The organism is Azospirillaceae bacterium, assembly GCA_028283825.1.
Taxonomy (GTDB): Bacteria; Pseudomonadota; Alphaproteobacteria; order Azospirillales; family Azospirillaceae; genus Nitrospirillum.
This window is the reverse complement of record JAPWJW010000003.1, coordinates 1,814,428-1,837,136: the sequence shown is the minus strand read 5'-3', so window position 1 is coordinate 1,837,136 and position 22,709 is coordinate 1,814,428. Positions and strand designations below refer to the sequence as shown.

The 22,709-nt window shown below is 68.3% G+C and carries 20 protein-coding genes; 8 read left to right on the top strand and 12 right to left on the bottom strand.

What is annotated here, in order from left to right; genetic code table 11:
* Window positions 1-38 precede the first annotated feature (38 nt).
* From PW843_20290 to PW843_20280, 3 genes are all read left to right on the top strand, one after another.
* Window positions 39-380 (top strand): type II toxin-antitoxin system VapC family toxin, encoded by a 342-nt coding sequence (locus PW843_20290; GenBank protein ID MDE1148912.1) that lies wholly within the window; start codon window positions 39-41, stop codon window positions 378-380.
* A 244-nt stretch (window positions 381-624) separates the two neighbouring features.
* Window positions 625-1,935, top strand: a complete 1,311-nt coding sequence (gene ahcY / locus PW843_20285; protein MDE1148911.1) for an adenosylhomocysteinase — start codon at window positions 625-627, stop codon at window positions 1,933-1,935.
* Between the two features lie 191 nt (window positions 1,936-2,126).
* Complete coding sequence (locus PW843_20280; GenBank protein ID MDE1148910.1) at window positions 2,127-4,625, top strand: ATP-binding protein; 2,499 nt, start codon at window positions 2,127-2,129, stop codon at window positions 4,623-4,625.
* A gap of 290 nt (window positions 4,626-4,915) precedes the next feature.
* On the opposite strand, the gene grpE is transcribed toward PW843_20280, so the two are convergent.
* Together grpE and hrcA are read right to left on the bottom strand one after the other, a co-directional pair.
* On the bottom strand, window positions 4,916-5,485 hold the full coding sequence (gene grpE / locus PW843_20275; GenBank protein MDE1148909.1) for a nucleotide exchange factor GrpE: 570 nt from the start codon (window positions 5,483-5,485) through the stop codon (window positions 4,916-4,918).
* A gap of 243 nt (window positions 5,486-5,728) precedes the next feature.
* Entirely contained in the window at window positions 5,729-6,763 is a 1,035-nt protein-coding gene (gene hrcA / locus PW843_20270) for a heat-inducible transcriptional repressor HrcA (protein ID MDE1148908.1), read from the bottom strand.
* A gap of 252 nt (window positions 6,764-7,015) precedes the next feature.
* Between hrcA and rph the strand changes: the two genes are divergently transcribed.
* The 3 genes from rph to hemW all read left to right on the top strand — a co-directional run bounded on the left by rph (window position 7,016) and on the right by hemW (window position 9,690).
* Window positions 7,016-7,735, top strand: coding sequence for a ribonuclease PH (rph, locus tag PW843_20265; protein MDE1148907.1), 720 nt, complete (start codon window positions 7,016-7,018; stop codon window positions 7,733-7,735).
* 174 nt (window positions 7,736-7,909) lie between these two features.
* Window positions 7,910-8,512: an RdgB/HAM1 family non-canonical purine NTP pyrophosphatase gene (gene rdgB, locus PW843_20260; protein MDE1148906.1), complete on the top strand. Its 603-nt coding sequence runs from the start codon at window positions 7,910-7,912 to the stop codon at window positions 8,510-8,512.
* A complete protein-coding gene (gene hemW, locus PW843_20255; GenBank protein ID MDE1148905.1) occupies window positions 8,500-9,690 on the top strand; it encodes a radical SAM family heme chaperone HemW in 1,191 nt (396 codons plus the stop codon). Before rdgB ends, hemW begins: the two co-directional genes overlap by 13 nt.
* Here the strand turns inward: hemW and PW843_20250 are convergent, their stop codons facing one another.
* From PW843_20250 to PW843_20220, 7 genes are all read right to left on the bottom strand, one after another.
* Window positions 9,691-10,248: a cysteine hydrolase family protein gene (locus PW843_20250; GenBank protein MDE1148904.1), complete on the bottom strand. Its 558-nt coding sequence runs from the start codon at window positions 10,246-10,248 to the stop codon at window positions 9,691-9,693.
* A 5-nt stretch (window positions 10,249-10,253) separates the two neighbouring features.
* On the bottom strand, window positions 10,254-10,508 hold the full coding sequence (locus PW843_20245; protein ID MDE1148903.1) for a DUF2442 domain-containing protein: 255 nt from the start codon (window positions 10,506-10,508) through the stop codon (window positions 10,254-10,256).
* On the bottom strand, window positions 10,492-10,734 hold the full coding sequence (locus PW843_20240; protein MDE1148902.1) for a DUF4160 domain-containing protein: 243 nt from the start codon (window positions 10,732-10,734) through the stop codon (window positions 10,492-10,494). Before PW843_20240 ends, PW843_20245 begins: the two co-directional genes overlap by 17 nt.
* A gap of 66 nt (window positions 10,735-10,800) precedes the next feature.
* Window positions 10,801-12,327, bottom strand: a complete 1,527-nt coding sequence (locus PW843_20235) for a YifB family Mg chelatase-like AAA ATPase (protein MDE1148901.1) — start codon at window positions 12,325-12,327, stop codon at window positions 10,801-10,803.
* A gap of 71 nt (window positions 12,328-12,398) precedes the next feature.
* Entirely contained in the window at window positions 12,399-13,331 is a 933-nt protein-coding gene (locus tag PW843_20230) for a replication protein RepA (protein MDE1148900.1), read from the bottom strand.
* Between the two features lie 853 nt (window positions 13,332-14,184).
* Window positions 14,185-15,465: a histidine-type phosphatase gene (locus tag PW843_20225; GenBank protein ID MDE1148899.1), complete on the bottom strand. Its 1,281-nt coding sequence runs from the start codon at window positions 15,463-15,465 to the stop codon at window positions 14,185-14,187.
* Complete coding sequence (locus tag PW843_20220; protein ID MDE1148898.1) at window positions 15,465-17,702, bottom strand: TonB-dependent receptor; 2,238 nt, start codon at window positions 17,700-17,702, stop codon at window positions 15,465-15,467. The genes PW843_20225 and PW843_20220 overlap by 1 nt, the downstream gene beginning before the upstream one ends.
* Before the next feature lie 209 nt (window positions 17,703-17,911).
* Here PW843_20220 and PW843_20215 point away from each other — a divergent pair, with 209 nt between their 5' ends.
* Window positions 17,912-18,517 carry a winged helix-turn-helix domain-containing protein gene (locus PW843_20215; protein ID MDE1148897.1) on the top strand — a complete coding sequence of 202 codons (606 nt, stop codon included), beginning with the start codon at window positions 17,912-17,914 and terminating at the stop codon, window positions 18,515-18,517.
* 72 nt (window positions 18,518-18,589) lie between these two features.
* A complete protein-coding gene (locus PW843_20210; GenBank protein MDE1148896.1) occupies window positions 18,590-19,261 on the top strand; it encodes a winged helix-turn-helix domain-containing protein in 672 nt (223 codons plus the stop codon).
* On the opposite strand, the gene PW843_20205 is transcribed toward PW843_20210, so the two are convergent.
* From PW843_20205 to PW843_20195, 3 genes are all read right to left on the bottom strand, one after another.
* On the bottom strand, window positions 19,216-19,887 hold the full coding sequence (locus PW843_20205) for a response regulator (protein MDE1148895.1): 672 nt from the start codon (window positions 19,885-19,887) through the stop codon (window positions 19,216-19,218). The two genes, PW843_20210 and PW843_20205, sit on opposite strands and share 46 nt — an antisense overlap.
* Entirely contained in the window at window positions 19,874-21,838 is a 1,965-nt protein-coding gene (locus PW843_20200) for an ATP-binding protein (GenBank protein MDE1148894.1), read from the bottom strand. The genes PW843_20205 and PW843_20200 overlap by 14 nt, the downstream gene beginning before the upstream one ends.
* A 285-nt stretch (window positions 21,839-22,123) precedes the next feature.
* Window positions 22,124-22,663, bottom strand: a complete 540-nt coding sequence (locus tag PW843_20195; protein MDE1148893.1) for a thioredoxin family protein — start codon at window positions 22,661-22,663, stop codon at window positions 22,124-22,126.
* Window positions 22,664-22,709: the final 46 nt, after the last annotated feature.

Here is a 22,709-nt window from a genome sequence, read left to right as displayed (position 1 = left end):
AGCGCGGTGGCCCAGACCTGCTGCTGGGCCACCGCCTGATGGCGCCTGACGTGCTGATGGGCGATCTGGCCCAGGTGCTGGGCGCCAAGGTGGCCCTGGGCGACCTGACGGCGACGGAGGCCGCCACCGCCGCCATGGCCTTGCAGGGGGCGGAGGTGGAACTGATGCCCTCGCGTCCGCTGTTGGCCGACGCCGTGCGCCTGGCGGCCCAACTGACCCATCCGGCGCAGGATTGCCTGTACCTGGCCCTGGCCCAGGGCATGCAACTGGTCTACGTCACCGCCAACGCGAACCTGGTCCGGGCGGTGCGCGGCCCCCTGGGCGGGCGCCTGGCCGGCCGGGTGGTGCTGGTGCACGAGGTGGAGCGGTTCCTGAAGTAAGGTTTTTTTGCCCTCAATCGTCGGGTGCGGCCATCCGGTCGCAGTCGCGGCCTAACATTCGTCCCTTGGGGCTGGTCGGTGCAAACGGCTATCCCACCAACAAATGCACACATAAAGATATCTTTATGCTTGCTGGCGAGCGGACCCACTGATACACCCAGCCATCATCCAGCCTGGGAAGGCCGGGGCGGCATCGTCTGCGCCATCGGCTGCTTCCATGGGCGTTAGAGGAGCATTGATCCCCATGACCGCCTTCACCGACTACAAAGTCCAGGACATCGGCCTTGCCGGCTGGGGTCGCAAGGAAATCACCATCGCCGAGACCGAGATGCCGGGCCTGATGGCCCTGCGCACGGAATACGCGGGCAAGAAGCCGCTGGACGGCGCCCGCATCATCGGCTGCCTGCACATGACCATCCAGACCGCCGTGCTGATTGAGACGCTGGTGGACCTGGGCGCCACCGTGCGCTGGTCCTCGTGCAACATCTTCTCGACCCAGGACCACGCCGCCGCGGCCATCGCCGCCGCCAACATCCCGGTTTTCGCCTGGAAGGGCGAGACGGAGGAGGAGTTCTGGTGGTGCATTGAGCAGACGCTGCGCGGCCCGGCCGAGGGTCCCAATGCCGGCTGGGCCCCGAACATGATCCTGGACGACGGCGGCGACGTCACCCAGATCCTGCATGACAAGTACCCCGAGATTCTGGCCGGCATCCGCGGCCTGTCGGAAGAGACCACCACGGGCGTGCATCGCCTGTATGAGATGATGAAGAAGGGCACGCTGAAGGTTCCGGCCATCAACGTGAACGACAGCGTCACCAAGTCGAAGTTCGACAACCTCTATGGCTGCCGCGAAAGCCTGGTGGACGGCATCAAGCGCGCCACCGACGTGATGATGGCCGGCAAGGTCGCCGTGGTCTGCGGCTACGGCGACGTGGGCAAGGGCTCCGCCGCCTCGCTGCGCAGCCAGGGCGCCCGCGTCCTGGTGACCGAGATCGATCCCATCAACGCCCTGCAGGCCGCCATGGAAGGCTACCAGGTCGTCACGATGGAGCAGGCCGCCGCCCAGGGCGACATTTTCGTCACCGCCACCGGCAATGTCGACGTCATCACGCTGGACCACATGCGGGAGATGAAGGACCGGGCCATCGTCTGCAACATCGGCCACTTCGACAGCGAAATCCAGATCGACGCCCTGCGCAACTACGTGTGGGAAGAAGTGAAGCCGCAGGTGGACGAAGTGGTGTTCCCTGACGGCAAGCGCCTGATCGTCCTGGCCCAGGGCCGCCTGGTGAACCTGGGCTGCGCCACCGGCCACCCCAGCTTCGTCATGTCCGCCAGCTTCACCAACCAGGTGCTGGCCCAGATCGAGCTGTGGAACAACCACGGCAAGTACGAGCGTAAGGTCTATGTGCTGCCCAAGCACCTGGACGAGAAGGTGGCCCGCCTGCACCTGGACAAGGTCGGCGCCACCCTGACCACCCTGTCGCAGAAGCAGGCTGACTACATCGCCGTAAGCCCGCAGGGCCCGTTCAAGCCGGACCACTATCGCTACTAATAAAGGACCATCGTCCCGATCAGGCTTTCCCGGCCGGGACGATGGTGGTAAGCGGTTTTTCTAGCACAGTCGTAAAGGCCGGGCGTCACTGCCCGGCCTTTATTCATTTGTTCGGCGAACTATTTGCCATGAAAACGTAGCCTTCCGTTCGCTTGGCACCCGGGGCGTCATTAACTAAGATTTCCAACGTCATGCCGAGAAACGCCGCCTTCCTGCCCATAACGTTGATGATCGCCGCCCTGGCGGTGTCGGGCGTCCCTTGCCTGCGCCTGGCTTTCCCCGCTCTGCCGTGGCCGGTGGTGGTGGTGGGCATGGTGGTCAGCCTGGTGGCGGCGGGGATATGCCTGGCCCGCCTGACCCGTGTGCATAACCGCGCCGATGCGGAAAAGACCCAGCTACAGGCGCTGCTGGCCGGTTGCCCCGACGATTGGATCGCCTGGGCTGGCCCCCGCGTGCTGTCGGCGTCCGCCGGTGCCGGCACTTGCCTTGGGCTGGCCGGCGGGCTGATCGGTGGCCGGCCGGAGGATGTGGTCGCCGCTTTCGCCCCCGGTGATGCCGCCCAGCTGCGCCAGGCCATCCAGGATCTGGATGCCCGCGACATCGTCTTCACCCGATCCTTCCTGTGCCGCGACGATGGCCGCGTCCTGTCCGTCACCGGACGCCGCGTGGTGCCGCCGGTGGCGCCCGGCGATGGCGCCGATGCGCCCGGGCCGCTCAGCATCCTGTGGCTGCGCGACATCAGCGACATGGCGGAGGAACGCCGTGACCTGACCGACCGGGGTGCGGCGGCTGAGGCCGGTTTGGCCCGCTATCGCGCCGCCCTGGACCTGCTGCCGTTTCCCCTGTGGGTGCGCCGGGCCGATTACAGCCTGCTGTGGTGCAACGCCGCCTACGCCCGGGCGGTGGGGGCCACGGTGGAGGACGCGGTGTCCGGCGGCATCGAACTGGTCACCGGACCCGGCACCGGCCAGTCGCTGGCCGCCCGCGCCCTGGCCGCCCGGGCACCCGCTTCGGAAAGCCGCCACGTGGTGGTGGGGGGGGAGCGCCGGCTGCTGCACCTGACGGAAACGCCCTTGGCGAGCGTGATCTCGGGCGATGCTTCGGGCGTGGGTCCCGGCTGGGATGCCGTCCTGATGGGCCATGCCCTGGACATCACGCGCGAACATGACCTGGCGGGGGAACTGCAACGCCACATCGCCGGCCACGCCGACGTGCTGGAACATCTGGGCTCCGCCATCGCCATCTACGGCGCCGATACCAAGCTGAAGTTCCACAACCGCTCCTACGCCCGCCTGTGGGGGCTGGAAGAGGCGTGGCTGGCGACGGAACCCACCTATGGCGAGGTGCTGGAGGATTTGCGCACCCGCCGGCGCCTGCAGGAGGAGGCGGACTTCCCCCGGTGGAAACGCGGCCTGATGGCGCAGTTCACCAACCTGACGGAACCGCGCGAGGACCTGACCCACCTGCCGGACGGTACCACTCTGCGCAACATCACCGTGCCCCACCCCTTCGGCGGCCTGATGTTCGTGCTGGAGGACGTGACCAACACCCTGGCGCTGGAATCCTCATACAACACGCTGATGGCGGTGCAGCAGGAGACGCTGGACAATCTGGCGGAGGGGGTGGCTGTTTTCGGCGGCGATGGCCGGTTGAAGCTGTGGAACCCGTCCTTCGCCCGCATCTGGCGTCTGAAGCCCGCCGACCTGAACGGTGAGCCGCACATCACCCAGGTGATCGATCGGCTGCAGCCCCTGCTGGACCATGACGGCGACTGGCCAGCCCGCCGCCGCACCATGATCGCCGATCTGCTGGAACGCTCCATCTACGCCGGCCGGATGGAACGCACGGACCGCAGCATTGTCAACGTCTCCAACGTGCCGCTGCCCGATGGCGCCGTGCTGATCAGCGTGCTGGACATCACCGACAGCGTGCGGGTGGAAGAGGCCTTGCGCGCCAGCAATGAGGCGCTGGCCACCGCCGACCGGCTGAAGTCGGAATTCATCGCCAACGTGTCCTATCAGCTGCGCACGCCGCTGAACGCCATCATGGGCTTCGCGGAGATCCTGAATAATCAGTATTTCGGCGCGCTGAACGAACGCCAGGCCGACTACACCAAGGGTGTGCTGGAGGCCAGCCGGCGGCTGCTGGCGCTGATCAACGACATCCTGGATCTGGCCACCATCGAAGCCGGGTTCATGACGCTGGACTGCTCCCCCGTCGACATCGCCCAGATGCTGGACGGCGTTTCCAACCTGACGCTGGATTGGGCCCGCAAGCAGGAGGTGACGCTGGTGGTGCAGCACAGCCCCGACATCGGCGTGGTCGAGGCGGACGAGCGGCGGCTGAAGCAGGCGCTCTACAATCTGGTCAGCAATGCCGTGAAGTTCACCCCGCCCGGCGGCCAGGTGACCCTGGCGGCCCAGCGCCAGATGGCGGAGGGCGGGCCGGAGATGGTGCTGTCGGTCAGCGACACCGGCATCGGCATCCCCGCCGCCGACCGCCAGCGCGTGTTCAACAAGTTCGAACGCGGCGACGTGCAGAACCACCCCGCCGGCGCCGGCCTGGGCCTGTCGCTGGTCAAGAGCTTCATGGAACTGCACGGCGGCTGGGTGGAGATCAGCGACAGCGACCACGGCACGCTGATCCAGTGCCATCTGCCATTACGGCAGAATGCGGTGATGGTGGTTTAGTCTAGTTCCTGTTCCTCAGGCGCCGGCAGGGCCATCCGGCCCTTTGGCTTGTCCTCAGTTTCCAGTCCACTTCGTTCCCCGGAAACTTCCGGCGCCCGCGGTCGCGGGCTCGTCGCTTCGCTCCATGGGAGTGTGAGGCGCATTGGAGCGAAGCGACTAGGCCACGACTGTGGCCGCCGGAGCGTTTTGGGGAGCGCAGCGGACTAAAACGTGAGGAAGCCAAGCCGACGGATGTCGGCGCCCGGCGCCTGAGGCGGGCTTTGATCGGTCACGATCAAAGCCCGCGCGTACTACGCGCTGGTATCGACCTTGGTGTTGTTGGGGCCGGCCTTGGCGACGCAGACCATGGCCTCGCGCAGCAGGCGGCCCTGGATGGTGTAGCCGGGCTGCAGGATGGTGACGACGGTGCCGGCGGGCTTGTCGGTGCCATCGACCTCGGCCACCACCTGGTGGAAGTTGGGATCGAAGGGCTGGCCCAACGGGTCCAGCTTCACGATGCCGGCGCGGTCGAAGGCGGCGTTCAGCTGGCGCTCGGTCGCCTCGACGCCGGTCAGCAGGTTGTTCACCTGGTCGTTACCGGAACGGGCGTCCTCCGGCACGGCCTCGATGGCGCGGCGCAGGTTGTCGGCCACGGACACCAGCTCCTTGGCGAAGCCGGACACTGCGTACTTGGCGGTGTCCTCACGCTCTTTCTGGGCGCGGCGGCGGACGTTCTCCACCTCGGCCATGGCGCGCAGCAGCTGGTCCTTCAGGGACGCGACTTCGGCTTCCAGCGCGGCGGTGCCTTCCTTGGCGGCCGGCGCTTCCTGCGTCACGGCGGCGTCGATGTCGGGGGCGGTCGTCTCGTTGCTATCGGTCATGTCGCTCGGTCTCAAAAGAAGGGCAAATGGAACGCACGGAAGATAGGCATGGCCGGGCCGCGGCGCCAGAGGGGATGCGGCCCATACCGGGCAATAATACCACCGGCATGGCATTGGACCGGTTGCGCACCCCCAATAGACCCCGACCGGGGCCGCCGGACTTTTCCGGGTAGCCGAAGGCGGACTGGAAAAGGAGGACAGCCAAGGGCTGTATGGCCTGCCGGCGCCTGAGGAACACGAAAACTATCCAATCATGCGGCTGATGACCTTGGCGGTGTAGTCCACCATGGGAATGATGCGGGCATAGTTGATGCGGGTGGGGCCGATCACGCCGATGGCGCCCACGATCTGGTCCTTGCCGTTGGTGTAGGGCGAGACGATCAGGGAACAGCCGGTATGGCTGAACAGATTGTTCTCCGCCCCGATGAAGATTTGCACGCCGTCGGCGGTGCCCGCCGCCTCCAGCAGGCGCATCATGGCGTCGCGGGTTTCCAGCGCCTCGAACAGGGTGCGGATGCGTTCCAGGTCCGACAGGGCGCTGACGTCGTCCAGCAGCTTGGCCTGGCCGCGCACGATCAGCACGCCGTTGTTGCGGCTGCCGGCCCAGGTCGCCATGCCGGTGTCCACCACCCGGCGGGTCAGTTCGTCCAGCTGGGTGCGCTGCTCGTCCGCCTCCACCTGCAAACGGCCCCGCGCCTCCGCCAGGGTGCTGCCCACCACCCGGGCGTTCAGATAGTTGCTGGCCATCTGCAGGACGGAGGCGGGGATGCCCACCGGCACGTCCACCACCCGGTTCTCCACCAGGCCATCCTCCGTCACCAGCACCACCAGGGCGCGGCCGGGCGACAGGTTCACGAACTCGATATGCTTCAACGGCCGGTCGGTCTTGGGCGCCAGCACCAGCCCGGCGCAGGACGACAGGCCCGACAGCATGGTCGTCGCCTCCTCCAGCGCCTCGGGCAGGGATCGGCCGGAGGCGGCGCACTGCGCGTCGATGCTGACCCGCTCATCCTCCGACAGGTCGCCCACCTCCAGCAGGCCGTTGACGAACAGGCGCAGGCCCACCTCGGTCGGGATGCGCCCGGCGGAGGTGTGGGGCGCCTTCAGCAGGCCCAGTTCCTCCAGATCCGCCATGACGTTGCGGATGGTGGCCGGCGACAGGGTGATGCCCAGGCGGCGCGACAGGGTGCGGCTGCCCACCGGTTCCCCGGTTTCGACATAGGCTTCCACGATCTGACGGAAGATGTCGCGGGAACGCTGGTTCAGCTCTGTGATCATGCGGGGGCGGGTCATCCAAGCGGGACGGCGCGGGGCGCGCATCCCTTCACCCGGAAATCTAATGGTGACAGCGGCACTTATCAATCACCCGGGGGGTGGCGCCCAAGACGGTGCCCACTGGGACGGATCCGCCACACCCGCCGCCTCGCGGATCGCACCCCGGCCATGCCGGGCATATCCAGGGTGGACAGGGCGGGTCATCCATCGCTAGGTAAGGCCCATCCTCCAATACAGCAACGGGACCGCCCCGCCATGACCCGCCCTTCCGGCCGTGCCTTCGATCAGCTTCGCGCCGTCTCGCTTGAGACCGGCTTCGCCAAATATGCCGAGGGCTCCTGCCTGGTGCGGTTCGGCGACACCCATGTGCTGTGCACCGCCAGTGTCGAGGAAAAGGTGCCGCCCTTCCTGCGCAACCAGGGCCTGGGCTGGGTGACGGCCGAATACGGCATGCTGCCCCGCTCCACCCACACCCGCACGGATCGTGAGGCCGCGAAAGGCAAGCAGTCGGGCCGCACCCAGGAAATCCAGCGCCTGATCGGCCGCGCGCTGCGCGCCATCACCGACCGCAAGGCCATGGGCGAGATCCAGGTGAAGGTGGACTGCGATGTCATCCAGGCCGACGGCGGCACCCGCACCGCCGCCATCACCGGCAGCTATGTCGCCCTGCACCAGGCGTTCAGCCACCTGATGCGCATCGGCGCGTGCAAGCAGATGCCCCTGATCGACAGCGTGGCCGCCGTTTCTTGCGGCATCTACAACGGCCAGCCGGTGCTGGACCTGGACTATGCCGAGGACAGCAACGCCCAGGCCGATGCCAACTTCGTGCTGACCGGCGCCGGCGGCATCGTGGAAATCCAGGGCACGGCCGAGGAACGCCCGTTCGACGAGAGCCAGTTCAACGAACTGCTGCGCCTGGCCCGCCACGGCATCACCCAGCTGACCGACCTGCAGAAGGCGGCCCTGGCCGTTTGAGCAGGCGCGCCCATATTCAGGGCGACGATGATAGGCGCCACGGGGCTTGGGCAAACCCAAGCCCCTAGCCCGCGACTGCGGGCGCCGGAGATTTCCGGGGAGCGTCAGCGGACTGGAAGTCGAGGATAAGCCAAGCCGACGGATGTCGGCGCCCGGCGCCTGAGGGAACTGAACATGACCACTCCCAGACAATTCACCGGCGACACCCTGATCATCGCCACCCACAACAAGGGCAAGGTGAAGGAGATCGCCGCCTTGCTGGGCGATCATGTCGCCAACTTCCCCACGGCGGGCGAACTGGGCTTGCCGGAACCGGAAGAGACCGGCCTGACCTTCGTGGCGAACGCGGAGCTGAAGGCCCTGGCGGCGGCCAAGGCGGCGGGCATCCCGGCGCTGGCGGACGACAGCGGCATGGCGGTGAAGGCGCTGGACGGCGCGCCGGGCATCTATTCCGCCCGCTGGGCCGGGCCGGAGAAGGATTTCAAGGCCGCCATGGCGCGGGTGGAGCGGGAATTGCCGGCCGGCGCCGACCGGGACGCCAGCTTCATCTGCGCCCTGACCATCGCCTGGCCCGACGGCCATGTGGAAACGGTGCAGGGTGAGGTGCGCGGGGCACTGGTCAACCCGCCGCGCGGCGACAAGGGCTTCGGCTACGACCCCATCTTCGTCCAGGACGGTTACGACCGCACCTATGGTGAGATGGCGCCGGATGAGAAGCACGCCATCAGCCACCGGGCCGACGCCTTCCGCCAGCTGGTGGAGCGATGCTTCCGTTGACGGACAACACGGCCGCGGCCGTCCCCGGCGGCTTCGGCCTGTACGTCCACTGGCCGTTCTGCGCCAGCAAGTGCCCCTATTGCGACTTCAACAGCCATGTGCGCGAAGGCGTGGACCAGGCCCGCTGGCGGGCGGCCATGCTGTGCGAACTGGACACCATGGCCGCCCGCCTGGCCGAGGCACCACCCCGCCGGCTGGACAGCGTGTTCTTCGGCGGCGGCACGCCCTCCTTGATGCCGCCGGAAACGGTGGCGGCCATCCTGGAACGCGCCGACCACCATTGGGGCATCGGCGCCGGTGTCGAGGTGACGCTGGAGGCCAACCCGACCTCATCGGAAGCCGCGCGCTTCACCGGCTTCCGCGCCGCCGGCGTCAACCGCCTGTCCATGGGCATCCAGGCGCTGAACGACGCCGATCTCAAGACACTGGGCCGCAAGCATTCCGCCTCCGAAGCGATGGCCGCCATCGCCATGGCCAAGGGCGTGTTTGATCGTTTCAGTTTCGATCTGATCTATGCCCGCCCGGATCAGACGGTGGCCGCCTGGCAGGATGAACTCTCCCGCGCCCTGGACATGGCGGTGGGCCACCTGTCGCTCTACCAGCTGACCATCGAGGAAGGCACCCAGTTCCACACCCTGCACCAGCGCGGCGCCCTGGTGGTGCCGGATGAGGAGGTGGCGGGCGATCTGTATGAGGCGACGCAAGCGCTGCTTAACCAGGCCGGCATGCCGGCGTATGAGGTGTCGAACCACGCCCGCCCGGGACAGGAAAGCCGGCACAACCTGGTCTATTGGCGCTATGGCGACTATGTCGGCATCGGCCCCGGCGCCCACGGCCGCCTGACCCTGGCCGACGGCGCCAAGATCGCCACCCGCACCCACCGCGCGCCCGAAATCTGGCTGGACCGGGTGGAACAGGGCGGCACCGGCGCCCACGCCGATGAGGTGGTGACCCCCGACCACCGCGCCCGCGAGGCCCTGATGATGGGTCTGCGCCTGGCCGAGGGCGTCAGCCTGTCGCGCCTGGCGGCCGAGGGCGGCGGCGTGTCGCCGGTGAATGCCGCCGCCGTGGAACGCCTGACCCGCCACGGCTTCGTCACCCAGGATGGCGACCGCCTGGCCGCGACGGCGGGGGGGCGCCAGCGCCTGAACGGCGTGCTGGCGGCGCTGCTGGACTGATCAGGCCAGGGCGCTCAACACCGCCTCCGTCGTTGCCACGGTTGCGTACTCGCCCGCCATGTTGGCCAGCGACAGGGCGTGCACATCTTCCGCCTTCCACACCCGCCCCCGGCCGTCCCGCTTGGCGAAGGTGAAAGTGGCGTCGCTGACCACAGTGGTGGCGTAGCCCAGGTTGCCGGCCATGCGCACCGTGGCCTCCACCGAATTGTTGGTGATGACGCCCACCACCACCAGGGCGGTGATGCCCTGTCCCCGCAGCAGATCATCCAGGCCCGTGCCGATGAAGGCACTGTTGGTGCGCTTGGCCACCACCGTTTCGCCGGGCAGGGGCGTGGCCTCTTCCTTGAAGGCGTGGTCCGGCTGGCCGGGGCGGTAGGTGGAATTGGGCTCTACGGAATCGTGGCGCACGTGAATGATGGGCCATCCCACTTCGCGCCAGGCGGCCAGCAATCGCGCCACGTTGGCTTCGGCATGCGGATTGTTGCGCGGTCCCTCTGCTGTCCAGCGCGGATCGTCGATGGCGCGTTGCAGGTCGATGAGGAGTAGGGCCGCGATCAAGGATGTCAGGCGGCGTTGGGGGCTGGATGGCTCATGTCGCCCCGGCCTTCCAGCAGGCCGGCGACGGAAATGTCCTCATCCAACGCGTCCCAATGCAGGCCCCGGCCGCTGGCGCTGATGCGATAGGCCTGGCGCTGCTCCGGCGTGGCGCGCAGCAGGCGCGGGAACCAGGCCAGGGGAACGCCGATGGTTCGGCCGTCATCCAGGTCCACCCAGAGTGTATGGTCATCAAAGCGCAGTGCCTTAGCGGAAGTGCCCATTCCATGCCCTCTCGATCTCTTGGCGCCGTGCTTCCACAATCCGCAGCAATTCGGCCTGGGCTGATCGGTTGAACCCAATGCAGTCCGCGATGCGAACGTCGGGATACAGCCAGAATTTGGCTTCGCCGCCGTCGCGCTCGACGTGGATATGGACCGGCTCGCGCGGGTTGCCCTCGTTGGAAAAGAAAAAGAACCGATAGCCGTTCCAACGAAAAACGGTCGGCATAGGATCAAGCCTCCAACGCCCTGTTGGAAGGAAAGCCTATCATAGGAGCGGCGGCCAGAGTTTCCCTCACCGCACCGCCACCCGACGATAACTTAGCGCCTCGGCGATGTGCACGCGGCGCACGGTGTCGGCCGCTTCCATGTCGGCCAGGGTGCGGGCCACGCGCAGGACGCGGTGATATCCCCGCGCCGACAGGCGCAGGCGGTCGGCGGCTTCGGTCAGCAGGGCGCGGCCGGCGGTGTCGGGGGCGGCCACCTTTTCCAGCAGTTCGCCATCGGCCTCGGCATTGGTGCGGATGGTCGGTTGGCCGGGCTTGGAAAGGGCGGCGTAGCGCGCCGCCTGGATGCCCCGGGCCAGGGCCACGCGGGCGGCCACGGTGGCGCTGGTCTCGCGTGGCGGGGGCAGGGACAGGTCGGCGGCGCTGACGGCTGGCACGTCCACGTGCAGGTCGATGCGGTCGAACAGCGGGCCGGAGATTTTGGACTGATAGTCGGCAGCACACTTGGGCGCCCGGCCGCAGGCTTGCGCCTCATCCCCCAGATGGCCGCAGCGGCAGGGGTTCATGGCTGCCACCAATTGCACCCGCGCGGGATAGGTGACATGGCCGTTGGCCCGCGCCACCGTGGCCCGGCCGGTCTCCAGCGGCTGGCGCAGGGCCTCCAGCGTGGCGCGGGCGAATTCCGGCAATTCATCCAGGAACAGCACGCCCTGGTGGGCCAGGCTGATCTCCCCCGGCTTGGCCTTCATGCCCCCACCCACCAGGGCCGGCAGGCTGGCGCTGTGGTGAGGATCCCTGAACGGTCGGCGACGCATCAGGCGCCCGCCGTCCAGCTTGCCCGCCACGGAATGGATCATGGACAGGTCCAGCGCCTCCGCCGGTTCCAGCGGGGGCAGTAATCCCGCCAGGCGCGCCGCCAGCATGGACTTGCCCGATCCCGGCGGCCCCACCATCAGCAGATGGTGGGCGCCACAGGCGGCAATCTCGATTGCCCGCTTTGCCGTCTCCTGGCCTTTAATATCCGCCATATCAAGGACTTGGCCGCCATCGTCCTCTTCCATCCTGGGCTCGGGCCGCGACAGCAGCTGGGTGCCCTTGAAATGGTTGATCAGCTCCAGCAGGGTGCGGGGCGCCAGCACCTCCAGCTCCCCGGCCCAGGCGGCCTCACCCCCACAGGCCGCCGGGCAGATCAGGCCCCGGTCGGTGGCGACGGCATGGATGGCGGCGGGCAGGGTGCCGGCCACGGCCGTCAGGGCGCCATCCAGTGCCAATTCGCCCAGGGCGCAGAATTCGCGGATGTCCTCATCGGGCAGGATGCCCATGACGGTCAGCAGGGCAATGGCGATGGGCAGGTCGTAATGCGACCCTTCCTTCTGCACATCGGCCGGCGCCAGGTTCACGGTGATGCGCTTGGGCGGCAGGGCCAGGCCCAGGGCGTGCAGCGCCGCCCGCACCCGCTCCCGGCTTTCGGCCACCGCCTTGTCCGGCAGGCCGACGATGGTGAACGCCACCTGCCCACCCGACATCTGCACCTGGACGTCGATGTCCAAGACGTCCACGCCTTGGAAGGCCACCGTCGAGACCCGCGCTACCACCCGCCCCACCCATCATATTGTGCACGTGGGGGTAGTGTATGGGCGGGTGGATGAATGCGCCAGGGGAGACGTCAGGCGATCAACGCCGCTTCGCGCTTGGCGATGGGCGGGCGCGAAGGGTGCAGGACGATGCCGTCGTCGGCGATTTCCACCTTCGCTTCCGGGTAGACGGCGGTGGCCAGGGCCAGCGCGTCCAGGAACACGGGCTTGAAGTGGCTGAGCTTGGCGTAATGCTCGCCGAACTGGCGGCGGAGCGCCGCCCAGCGCACCGGCGTGGTCTGGTTCAGCACGTGCAGGCGATAGGCCAGCCAGATGTAGACGTCGATGGCGGTGCTGCTGGCGCTGATGTGGCGCAAGGCCGCCTCCGACACCGGCACGGCGTGCTGCTTCAGGCTGTCGTAGAAGCTTTCGTTCAACTCGATCACGTCCTGGAACAGGGCCACGTGGCGCTGGTCGGGGCTGGCCTTGAACAGGATGGAGTTGTTGACGAAGCCGGCGTTCTGCCGGGTGACCGACGCGTCCGTCTCCCACAGGAATTGCAGGCTGCAGGCGGTGATGCGCTGCGCCTGTTCCATGACCAGGCGATAGGTCTTGCCGCCGGGGCTTTCGCCCATGGCCTTCAGCCAGGAATGCCAGCTCTTGCCCAGTTCCACTTGGCGGGAATTGGTCTTCAAGGCCTCGGTCTGCAGATACAGCAGGATCATGCGCGCCTTGGCGCCATAGGGCACGCCCACCAGGCTGCCGTCGGCGTGCCGGCCGCTCTGCACGATCAGGGTGCAGCGACCGGTTTCCTTACGGTGGTATTCCGGCTCCGCCGCCTTGTCGATGGACCGGTGGGGCAGGCTGGTCAGGGCGAAGCCGGCATGGGTGATGCCCATGCTGTCCTCTTCCTGGGCCAGCATGGCGGCGGCCACGTCCACCAGGTTGCGCCCGCTCTTGCTGGTCGCCATCTCACGCGCCCGGTCCACGCCGTGTTCCAGGATCAAACGATGAATGTCGGCCATAGCCCGTGCCCTCCGCCGGTTCGGTTCGTCTTTTCGATGGGGCGGAGTGTTCCAAAGCCAATCCACTAAATCTAGGTCGGACTTTACCGGCCGCCGCTATTTGTGGGGTATTTGGAGTCTGTTATTTGATGTGCCGGTCAGGTCCGGGAAATAAAGCCGAGTCGGGCCGGTAGAGTCCGGATCAGGGCCGGTAAAATCCGTGGGACAAGTCGTCTTTGTATGCGCCGGTGTGGCGTCCCCTCATTTCATGGCCGGTAGAGTCCGTGGGGAAACCGGCCCCGCTTGTGGGTAAGTCGACTGTGGCCGGTAAAGTCCGTGCCGAATCGTGACGAATCGACTCTTGCGGGATCCCGCCGGCGACTCCACGGGACTCGAAACCGGGCTCGACTCGCGGATCGGGCACGGACTTTACCGGCCCTGGCACGACAAAGCCGGACTTTCCCGGCCTTCGGTTCGCCCGGCGGCCTGATCGATGGGCGCGCTGGTGGGTGTCGGCGCGGCCCAGATTGGGGCGGGGCGGATCCACACGGACTTTACCGGCCCTGCCGTGGACGGGGGGCTGTCCCGCCGGCCGACTTTTTCCTGGACTCGGACTTTACCGGCCTTGGATCAGGCCGCCCCCGCGATGCCAGGAAAACCGGGGCATCGGTGATGCCGGCACCGGCGACTCGAAAGGGTTGCATGAGAGTGGGCCGGAACGGGACTCGGACTTTACCGGCCTTGCCCGCGGCCTTCCTTGGAAGCACCAAACGAAACGGGCGCCCTTCCGTCCCAGGAAAGGGCGCCCGTCCCACGGAAGGTGCCGCCGATGATGATGGGAGAACCGGCGGCACCCTCTTTTGAAGGCGATGGATCAGTGCCAGCAGGCCGCCGGCACTGCCTTGCGCACCAGGGCGGCGAAATCCGCCACCGTGCAGCGGTCGCCGCCGCAGGCGGGCAAGGACAGGACCACCTTACCCGCCGGGTGGTCCGGCGTCAGGGCGGCCCCTTGCCGCAGGTCGTCCAGCGTCTGGTAATAGAGGACGACCTGGACATAGCGTTTGCCCGTGGCGGGCTCACGGCTGACCTCGAACGCCAGGGTGGTGTCGGGGGCGGTCTTGTCCGGCTGGTTGGGGAGGGTCCAGTCCACGCCCAGGATGCCGGCCACATTGGACAGGTTGGTGTCGTGCCCCAGGATGGAGACCAGCTTGGCCGCTGCCGGCACCGGTGCCAAATGGCTGTCCGTGGGCGTCTGCCCCGTCACCGCCGCCACGATCTGCCGGGCCAGCAGGGCGCCATTGTGGCTGGCGATGTAGGGCGTGCGGCGGGTCAGGTCAGCCTGGTAGTCGTGCACCGGCATGATGGCGGCCAGGACCGACGGCGTCGCCGCCCGGCCCCAGCCCACCTGGGATGCCGGGAAGCCCTGGACGTATTCCAGGAACAGGCTTTCGGCCAGCATGGCGCCGCGCGCCAGGGGGCCGTCCATCTTCACCTCACCACCCTTGTCCACCACCTTGGCGGGGCCGGCGGCGAAGCAGGGGCCGGACGCACCGGGCTTGCAGGCCTCCGGCGCCACCACCTGGACCAGGGCGGCCAGGGCCGCGGCCACGGCGGCGGGGATGGCGCTGATGTCGCCGCCGTTGGCCGCCGCCAGGGCGCGGGTGGCCTCCGCCCCGTCCATGGGGCAGGCGCCGCTGCTGGCCGCGTCGAACAACGGGTCCTTGGCATCCGGCGTCCGGCCCTGGGCCATCAGGCCGCAGTCCGGCACCAGGCCGTCCAGCAGGGCCTGGGCGCTGGCGCGGGTGCGCTGGTCGCCGCTGTCACCCCAGGCGAAGACGGCGCCAGTGGCCGGGCAGCGGTCACCGCCCAGCAGGCCGCGCCGGCGGTAGGCATCGCCCAGATAGGTGCCCAACTGACGGATGGTGTCGGCGCCATGGGGGGTGAGGATGCCCCGCCCCACCGGCCAGGTCGGCCAATCCTGGTCGGACAGGCGGCGCAGTTCCGCCGGTCCCTTGGTGGGGGACCGCACGCCGTGGCGGGTCAGCATAACCACCCGCTCCAGAACCGGTTTGTCGGGATTGGCGGACATGGCGGCCCCGGCGGTACCGGCCATCAGGCCGGCCGCCAGGGCCAGGATCAAGGCGGCCCGCCCCATCACCACACCGAAACCGACAGGTTGAAGAACACGCTGCGGCCCGGCGTCGTCCAGTACAGCCCGGCGCCGTCGGCGTTGGTGCCGGCGAAGCCGTTGACGCGATGGCTGTCGAAGATGTTGCCGATCTTGATGCTGGGGGTGACGTCGGTCAGGTGATAGCCCAGGTCCTTCAGGCGCCAACCCATCGACACGTCGGCGGTGAAGGCCGAATGGATGCGGAAATCATTGGCGAAGTCCGGCTTGCCGGTGGTGGCGTCGGTGGTGTTGTCCTGGCCCCAGAACGGGCCCACCACCTTGCCGATGGCGGAGAAGTAGAGGCCGTTGGCGCTGTCGTACATGACGCCGCCGGTGGCCATCCATTGCGGGGTGTCCGCCACCTCCACGCTGGTGTTCTTGTAGGCGGCGCGGTTGGCGCTGGCGTTGGCATACAGCGACAGCGACGGGGTCAGGGCGTACTGCGCCTCGATCTCCACACCCTTGTAGATGGCGCCGGAGCCGTTGATGTAGGTGCTGTCGGTCGTGCCCGGCACCTGGCTGGTGGAGATGTAGTTGGAGAAGTCGATGTAATAGGCGTCGGCGCCCACCATCCAGTGGCCGCGCTGGAAGGACGTGCCGACCTGGTAGTTCCAGGTCTCTTCCGGCTTGATGCTGGCGATGGTGGTGACCTGGAAGACATCGATGGGCGGCGCCAGGAAGCCCTTGGCCACCTGGGCATAGGCGGTCCAGCCCTCATCCAGGGTGTAGTGGGCGGCGATGGAGGGCTGGGTGGCGGTGTAGCTTTCGCTGTAGTCCAGCGGCGCCGGCGGCTTGGTCTTGTTGTACAGGGCGTCCACGTCGCGGGTGAAGGACGTGAACTTGACGCCCGGCATCACGGTCAGGTCGGGCGTGACCTTCCAGTCGAACTCGGCATAGGGCTGCCAGGTGGTGTTCAGGTCGCGGTATTTATAGCTGTAGATCGTGCCGTACTTGCCGGTGACGACGGTGTCCTGGGTCCAGTCGTAGGATTCGGAATGGCGGTTGTCCAACTGCCGATCGTACCAGACGCCGGCCTTGATCTCGCCGAAGGGCAGGTCCTGGTCCAGGCGGAAGGTGTCGCCGAAGGTGCGGTAGTTGGCGTTGACCTGCTTGCCCGGGATGTCGTTGGCGTAAGTCTTCACCTTCTTGCCGGCGGAATTATAGAAGGTGACGCCGTTGTCCGCCGGGTCGCTGTCGGTGGCGTCCGACGACTCCTCGTAATGATGACCGAAGGAATTGGTGTAGGCGGTGTTGTCCAGCTTCAGGCTGTCGGTCAGTTCCGACTTCACGTTGATGTATTCGAAGTCAGAGCTGTAGCGGCTGGGCTGGTACTTGTAATAGGACTGGACGTTGGGGTTGGTGCCCAGGCCGTAGTTGGCGCCGTACTTGGCGATGTCGGCCAGGGTGGCGCCCTGCGTCGTGTACTCGAACGCGTGGTTCTTGCTGGCGGCCAGGGTCACCACCGTGCGCTCGCCGATATCCAGCACGTCCTTGAAGAAATAGTTGGTGCGCTCTTCCGAGGCGTTGGTCAGGTAGCCGTCGGACGATTCATGCTGCACGTCGAAGAACATGCTGCCCAGCACGGTCCGGCCGGTGTCCAGCTCACCACCGATGGCCTTGGTGTTCCAACTGCCGTAGGTGCCGTAGGCGGTGACGGACGGGTCGTCCGACGGGGTCCGGGACCGGAAGCCCATGGTGCCGCCGAAGGTGGCCTTGCCCATGGTGGACGCCGTACCCGGGCCGCGGTCGATCTCGGCCTCCGCCATGTCGTGGGCGATGAACAGGGCGGAACTGGTGTGGCCCATGTCGGTGGCGTCGCCGAAGGGGATGCCGTCGAAGGTGACGTTGTACTGCCCGTCCTGGAAGCCGCGCAGGGCCACCGTCTCCGCCTTGCCCAGGCCGGGGCCGTTGGGGCTTTGCGCGAAGACGCTGGGCTGGAACTTCACCATGTCGTCATAGCTGGACAGCGGCACGATGTTGTCGCGCAGGAAACCTTCCGGAACGATGGAGGTGGGCTGGGCGGCGTCCAGCGGCACGTTGGACGGCGACACGCGCATGGCCGGGGCGATGACGTCGACCTCGGTGATGTCGCCGCCGGTGGTGGCGGCATCGGCCGGCGCTTCAGCGGCGCGGGCGGGGGCGAAGGCGCCCAGGGCCAGGGCGGCCGCGGCCACCCCCATCATCAACCGTGTGCGCGTCATGTCCTGCTTCGTCGTCATCATCGTCCCCCTTCGCTGCTGGCGGTGCAGCACCTTGTCCGGCGCTGGCGCTTTGCAAATTCGCTCACCGCGCTGGTACAGTCGGGACGGGATGCGGATCTTGACGGCAGCCTGACGGGAATTTCAGGTATTGCCGATCAGGCGGCCGCCATAAGGCCTTAAGGTCCACCGCTTTTCTTGTGAATTTCATTTGACTGATACATGACGGGACGATGACAGGCCGCCTTGCCCTGACCGCGATCGATTGGGATGCGGCCGATTTGTCCCAGGCTTTGACCGTGATGGGTTGGGACCTGTCCGCCGAGGCGGCGCCCGACGTGCGGCTGCTGGCCGCCGCCGATGGTCGCGTGCTGGTGGCGCTGCTGGCCGACGGGGATGTTCCCACCCTGTGCCTGGCCAACGTGGATGCCGTGGACGAGGGGGCGTTGCTGCGCGCCGGCGCCCACCTGGTGCTGCCCCTGGCCACGGCGCCGGAAGATTTGGGCACGGCGCTGGCGACCCTGCTGCGTCTGGCTGACCCGGCTTCCCGCGCCTTGCGCGTGGGCGATCTGGCGCTGCATGTGGACCGGCGCGTGGCCCTGTGCCGGGGCCGGCCGCTGGCCTTGCCGCCGCTGGAATTCGACCTGCTGCTGATGTTGGCCAGCCGGGCGGGACAGGTGGTGCCGGCGGCGGAACTGCGCGCCCGGCTGTGGCCCGACGCGGTGGATGCCGCCGATAGGCTGGCGGCCCACATCCACCGCCTGCGCCGCGCCCTGGGCGCCGCCGTGCCGCTGCACACACGGGGGCATCGCGGCTATGTGCTGGGCGGCAGTAGGTAGAATCCCGGATATCGGCGCTGACGGTGTTCCGCCTAGGGTGGCCAACATGGTTCCACCACCCACGGGTGCCCCATGCGTGCCCTTCTGATCGGCAAGGCTTTCCCGGCGGCGGCGCGGCTGTCGCGGGTGTTGCGTGAGCGCGGCTGGCAGGTGGATGCCCTGGCGGCCCTGCCCGGTGTGCCGCGATCCGTCGACGTGGTGGTGCTGCCGGCCGAGGGCCGCACCTTGCGGGACCGCGTGGTCCAGGCACGGGCGCTTTTGCCGGGCACCCTGGTGGTGACCCTGGCCGCTGAAGGTGCCGCCGACCGGGTCGGCGCCATGGCGCTGGGTGCCGACGACCAGGTGGATGCCGGCCTGGCCGGGGACCTGGTGGCGGACCGGCTGCTGGCCCTGCTGCGGCTGAAGCGGCAGGGGCCGCGCCTGGCTTATGCCCTGGATGACATGGCGGTGGATGTGCGCCAGCGTCGCGTGCGGCGGGCGGGGCGTGACGTCCTGCTGTCGGCGCGTGAATTCCAGCTACTGGTCCTGCTGTTGCAGGCCGACGGGGCGGTGGTGCCGCGCAGCGCCATTCTGGAACGGCTGTGGGCCGGCGATCTTGAGGTGGCGGACAATGCCGTGGATGCCCTGGCCTCACGCCTGCGCCGCCGGCTGGACGGGGCGGGCCAGTCCCGGCTGCTGCACACCCTGCGGGGCGTGGGCTACCGCCTGGCCTCGGCCGAGCCCGAGACGGCCATGGCGGCCTGAGGCGGCGGAACGCCAGCCTCCATTTCAAGCGCCAGGTGGATCAGGGCGCTGACATTGTCGCAGCCGGTCTTTTCCATGACCTTGGCGCGGTGGTTTTCCACCGTGCGGGCGCTGATGCCCAGCTTCCAGGCGATGACCTTGTTGGGGTGGCCGGCCACCAGCAGGGCCATGACCTCACGTTCACGGGCGCTCAGCTGTTCCACCCGGCCATGCGCGGCCTCGGTCGCGGCCTGATGGCGCAGGGTGTGGCCGCTGCGGTCCATGGCCGTCTCCACCGCGCGCACCAGGGCGTCCACGGCGAAGGGCTTTTCGATGAAGTCCACCGCCCCGGCCTTCAGGGCGGCCACCGCCTTGGGCACGTCGCCCTGGCCGGTCAGGATGATCATGGGCAGGGCGCAGCCGCGCCGGGCCAGTTCCGCCTGCAATTCCAGGCCGGTCATGCCCGGCATGTGGATGTCGGCGACGACGCAGCCGGGCACCGCGTCGGCCCCCGCCGCCAGGAATTCCAGGGCGGAGGCGTAGCTGGCCACCGGATACCCCTCCGCCTGGAACAGGGCGCCCAGGGCGTCGCGCACGGCCTCGTCATCATCGACGATGGCCAGGGTCAGGCCGTCAGGCGGCGGCATGGGGCAATTCCTCCTGTGGCGTGGCATCCGCCTGGGCCAGCGGCAAGGTGAAACGGAAGACGGCGCCGTGCAGGGGCGCCTCCGCCGGCAGGGCCTGCAAACGGCCGCCGTGCGCCTCGACGATGCCGCGGCTGATGGTCAGGCCCAGACCCATGCCGCTGCGCCGGGTGGTGGTGAAGGGGGCGAACAGGCGGGGTGCGACCTCCGCCGCGATGCCGGGGCCGGTGTCGGCCACACGGATGTCGGCATGGGCACCATCGTCGGTGGCGCGCGCCTGGATCAGGACGCGGCGGTCGCCGGCCGGACGGTCGGCCAGGGCATCCAGGGCGTTGCGCACCAGGTTGATCAGCACCTGTTCCACCTGCAGCCGGTCGGCCGACAGCATCAAGTCCGGCGCCACGTCCAAATCCAGCCGGGCGGCGGCGCTGGCCACCTCATCCGCCAGCAGGCGGGCGACACCCGCCGCCAGATCCTGGGCCGGCACGGGGCCTGCGTCCACCTGGCCGGTGCGGAAGAATTCGCGCATGTGGCGGATGATGGCGCCGGCCCGTTCCGCCTGTGCGGCCGCCTTGGCCATCAGTTCCAGCGCCTTGGCGGGCGCGTCGGCGCCGTCCAGGACGCGCTGGCAGGCGCCGGTGTAGCTGACGATGGCCGACAGCGGCTGGTTCAGCTCATGCGCCAGGGCCGCCGCCAGTTCCCCCGACAGATGGCTGCGGCCGGCCTGCTCCACCGCCGCGCGGTGCTGGCCCAGCGCCACGGCGGCGCGCTTGCGGGCGCTGATGTCGCGGATGGTCAGCACGCCGGTGCGTCCGCCTGCCTCATCCACCAGCGACAGCGACGATTCCACCGGCAGCGGGGCGCCGTCGGCCGCCACCAGCCATTCATCCGAAACCTCGCGCCGCAGCAGGCTGTCCAGTGGCTGGCCGCGCAAGCTGTCGGCCGGGCGGCCGGTCAGGTCGGCCACCAGGCGGTTCACCTGGTCCACCCGGCCCTGGGCGTCCAGGATGACGATGCCGTCGGGCGCCAGCTCGATCAGGGTTTTCAGCCGCGCCTCACCCTTGGCCGCCGCCGCCCGCACGCGTTCGCGTTCCGTGATGACGGCCCCCAGCAGCAGGCCGGTCATGGCCAGCGACAGCATCAGGATTTGCAGCTTCAGCGCCTGGTAGGGCTGGATGTCGAACAAGGCACCCCCCAGGCTGAGACTGGCTTCCAGCGCCGCCAGCGCCAGCACGACGCCCGGCAGGCCGCTGCGCGCCGCCACCCAAACCAGGGGAATGAACACGGGATAGAAACGCGACCCCACCACCCGGGGGAAGATCACGGCCACGGATAACGCCATGCCCGCTACCTGGGCCAGTACCTCGACCCGCAGCAGGCGTCCGGGCCGAAGGTGGCGCACCAGCCTGGGGGCCACCAGCGCCAGGGACGTGGCGACGGCGATGCCGGCCATGTCGCTGATCCAGTGCTGCAGGGCCATGGTCACCGGATCGGCCGCGATGGCCCGTCCATCCCAACCGGTCAGCATGCCCCCCGCCAGCGGCCAAGCCGGCAGGCCCCAGGCCAGGGCCCGCAGCAGGGCGCTTTGCGCCAGCGCGCCGCCCATGGCCAGGACCAACAGGCGCATCACACCCTCCGCATCCTCCAGCACGAAGGCGGCGCCATCGCGGGGCAGGCGGCGGGCCAGCAGCACGGCCGGCAGGGCGAAGACCAAGGGTTCGGCCAGGGTGGGGAGGACGATGGACGGCACCCACACCGTGCCGGGGAACAACAGCCCGCGCAAGGCCAGCCCCGCCACGGCTGCCGCCATCAGCAGGGGCAGGCGGCGGGGGCCCCACAGCATCACCAGGGCCAGGCCGATGCCGGCGCGGACATTCCACGGGGCCCAGCCGGGCACGGCCGAAACCAGGGTGGAATCCAGCAATCCCGCCAGCGGGTACAGCGCCAGCAGCATCCAGGGCCAACGGCCCCTATCGGTCGTAGGTGCGGACAGCAAAAGGCCCCATCACGGATGAGACGAAGGCGGTGCCTTCATTCCCCCTGTGATAGGGCCCTTGCGTTACGGTCTTGTGACGACGGCCGGCGTGCCGGCGCGACGCTGTTTTGTCTTATCGATATGCCATCAATCGCCGGGCGGGCGCATCCGCGCCCTGGGCTTCCTCGGTACCCGCCCTGCGGTGCTCACTCCGGGGCCGGCCGTCGCCGGCCTCCAAGGGCGCGAACGCCCGTGCCCCTTGGTTTATCGCGAGGCGGTTTTCGACGGCGGGGCCCACTTGGCCAGCCAATCGACCACGGCCTGCGGTTCCATGTGGCGGGCGTCGGTCAGGTCGAAACTGGCGTCGCCGTTCACCAGTTTGCCGTCGGCCTCCACCACCAGCACGGTGGGCACGCCCTTGAACTTGGGCACGCCGAAGCGGGCGGGCACGTCCATGTTCTTGGTGTAGCGGCCCACGTCCACCGTCACCATGACGTAGTTCTTGTCCAGGAAGGCGTGAACCTCGGGCAATTCCACCAGGCCGGCCAGCACGCGGCAATCACCGCACCAGTTGCCGCCGAAATCCAGCAGCACCCGCTTGTGTTCCTTCTTCGCCTTGGCCAGGGCCGCGTCCACCTGGGCGTTGACCGCCTGGTTGTCGATGGCCTCATCATAGGGGTAGGGCAGGGGCTGCTTCAGTTCCACATTGCCCACCTGCGGGGCGGCGACCTGGGCATGGGCGCCGGCGGAAACGGCCAGCAGGGCGGTGACGCCCAGGGCGGAAAGCGTGGTGCGAACGGTCATCGGGCAACTCCCGGCCAAAGGGTCATGTCGCGTTTTTGCAAGCGCG

Coding starts and splice junctions, on each gene's coding strand:
- PW843_20290 (MDE1148912.1), top strand. CDS start 39: ATGGCGCCTGACGTGCTGATGGGCGATCTGGCCCAGGTGCTGGGCGCC.
- ahcY (MDE1148911.1), top strand. CDS start 625: ATGACCGCCTTCACCGACTACAAAGTCCAGGACATCGGCCTTGCCGGC.
- PW843_20280 (MDE1148910.1), top strand. CDS start 2,127: ATGCCGAGAAACGCCGCCTTCCTGCCCATAACGTTGATGATCGCCGCC.
- grpE (MDE1148909.1), bottom strand. CDS start 5,485: ATGACCGATAGCAACGAGACGACCGCCCCCGACATCGACGCCGCCGTG.
- hrcA (MDE1148908.1), bottom strand. CDS start 6,763: ATGATCACAGAGCTGAACCAGCGTTCCCGCGACATCTTCCGTCAGATC.
- rph (MDE1148907.1), top strand. CDS start 7,016: ATGACCCGCCCTTCCGGCCGTGCCTTCGATCAGCTTCGCGCCGTCTCG.
- rdgB (MDE1148906.1), top strand. CDS start 7,910: ATGACCACTCCCAGACAATTCACCGGCGACACCCTGATCATCGCCACC.
- hemW (MDE1148905.1), top strand. CDS start 8,500: ATGCTTCCGTTGACGGACAACACGGCCGCGGCCGTCCCCGGCGGCTTC.
- PW843_20245 (MDE1148903.1), bottom strand. CDS start 10,508: ATGGGCACTTCCGCTAAGGCACTGCGCTTTGATGACCATACACTCTGG.
- PW843_20240 (MDE1148902.1), bottom strand. CDS start 10,734: ATGCCGACCGTTTTTCGTTGGAACGGCTATCGGTTCTTTTTCTTTTCC.
- PW843_20230 (MDE1148900.1), bottom strand. CDS start 13,331: ATGGCCGACATTCATCGTTTGATCCTGGAACACGGCGTGGACCGGGCG.
- PW843_20225 (MDE1148899.1), bottom strand. CDS start 15,465: ATGGGGCGGGCCGCCTTGATCCTGGCCCTGGCGGCCGGCCTGATGGCC.
- PW843_20220 (MDE1148898.1), bottom strand. CDS start 17,702: ATGATGACGACGAAGCAGGACATGACGCGCACACGGTTGATGATGGGG.
- PW843_20215 (MDE1148897.1), top strand. CDS start 17,912: ATGACAGGCCGCCTTGCCCTGACCGCGATCGATTGGGATGCGGCCGAT.
- PW843_20210 (MDE1148896.1), top strand. CDS start 18,590: ATGCGTGCCCTTCTGATCGGCAAGGCTTTCCCGGCGGCGGCGCGGCTG.
- PW843_20205 (MDE1148895.1), bottom strand. CDS start 19,887: ATGCCGCCGCCTGACGGCCTGACCCTGGCCATCGTCGATGATGACGAG.
- PW843_20200 (MDE1148894.1), bottom strand. CDS start 21,838: ATGCTGCTGGCGCTGTACCCGCTGGCGGGATTGCTGGATTCCACCCTG.
- PW843_20195 (MDE1148893.1), bottom strand. CDS start 22,663: ATGACCGTTCGCACCACGCTTTCCGCCCTGGGCGTCACCGCCCTGCTG.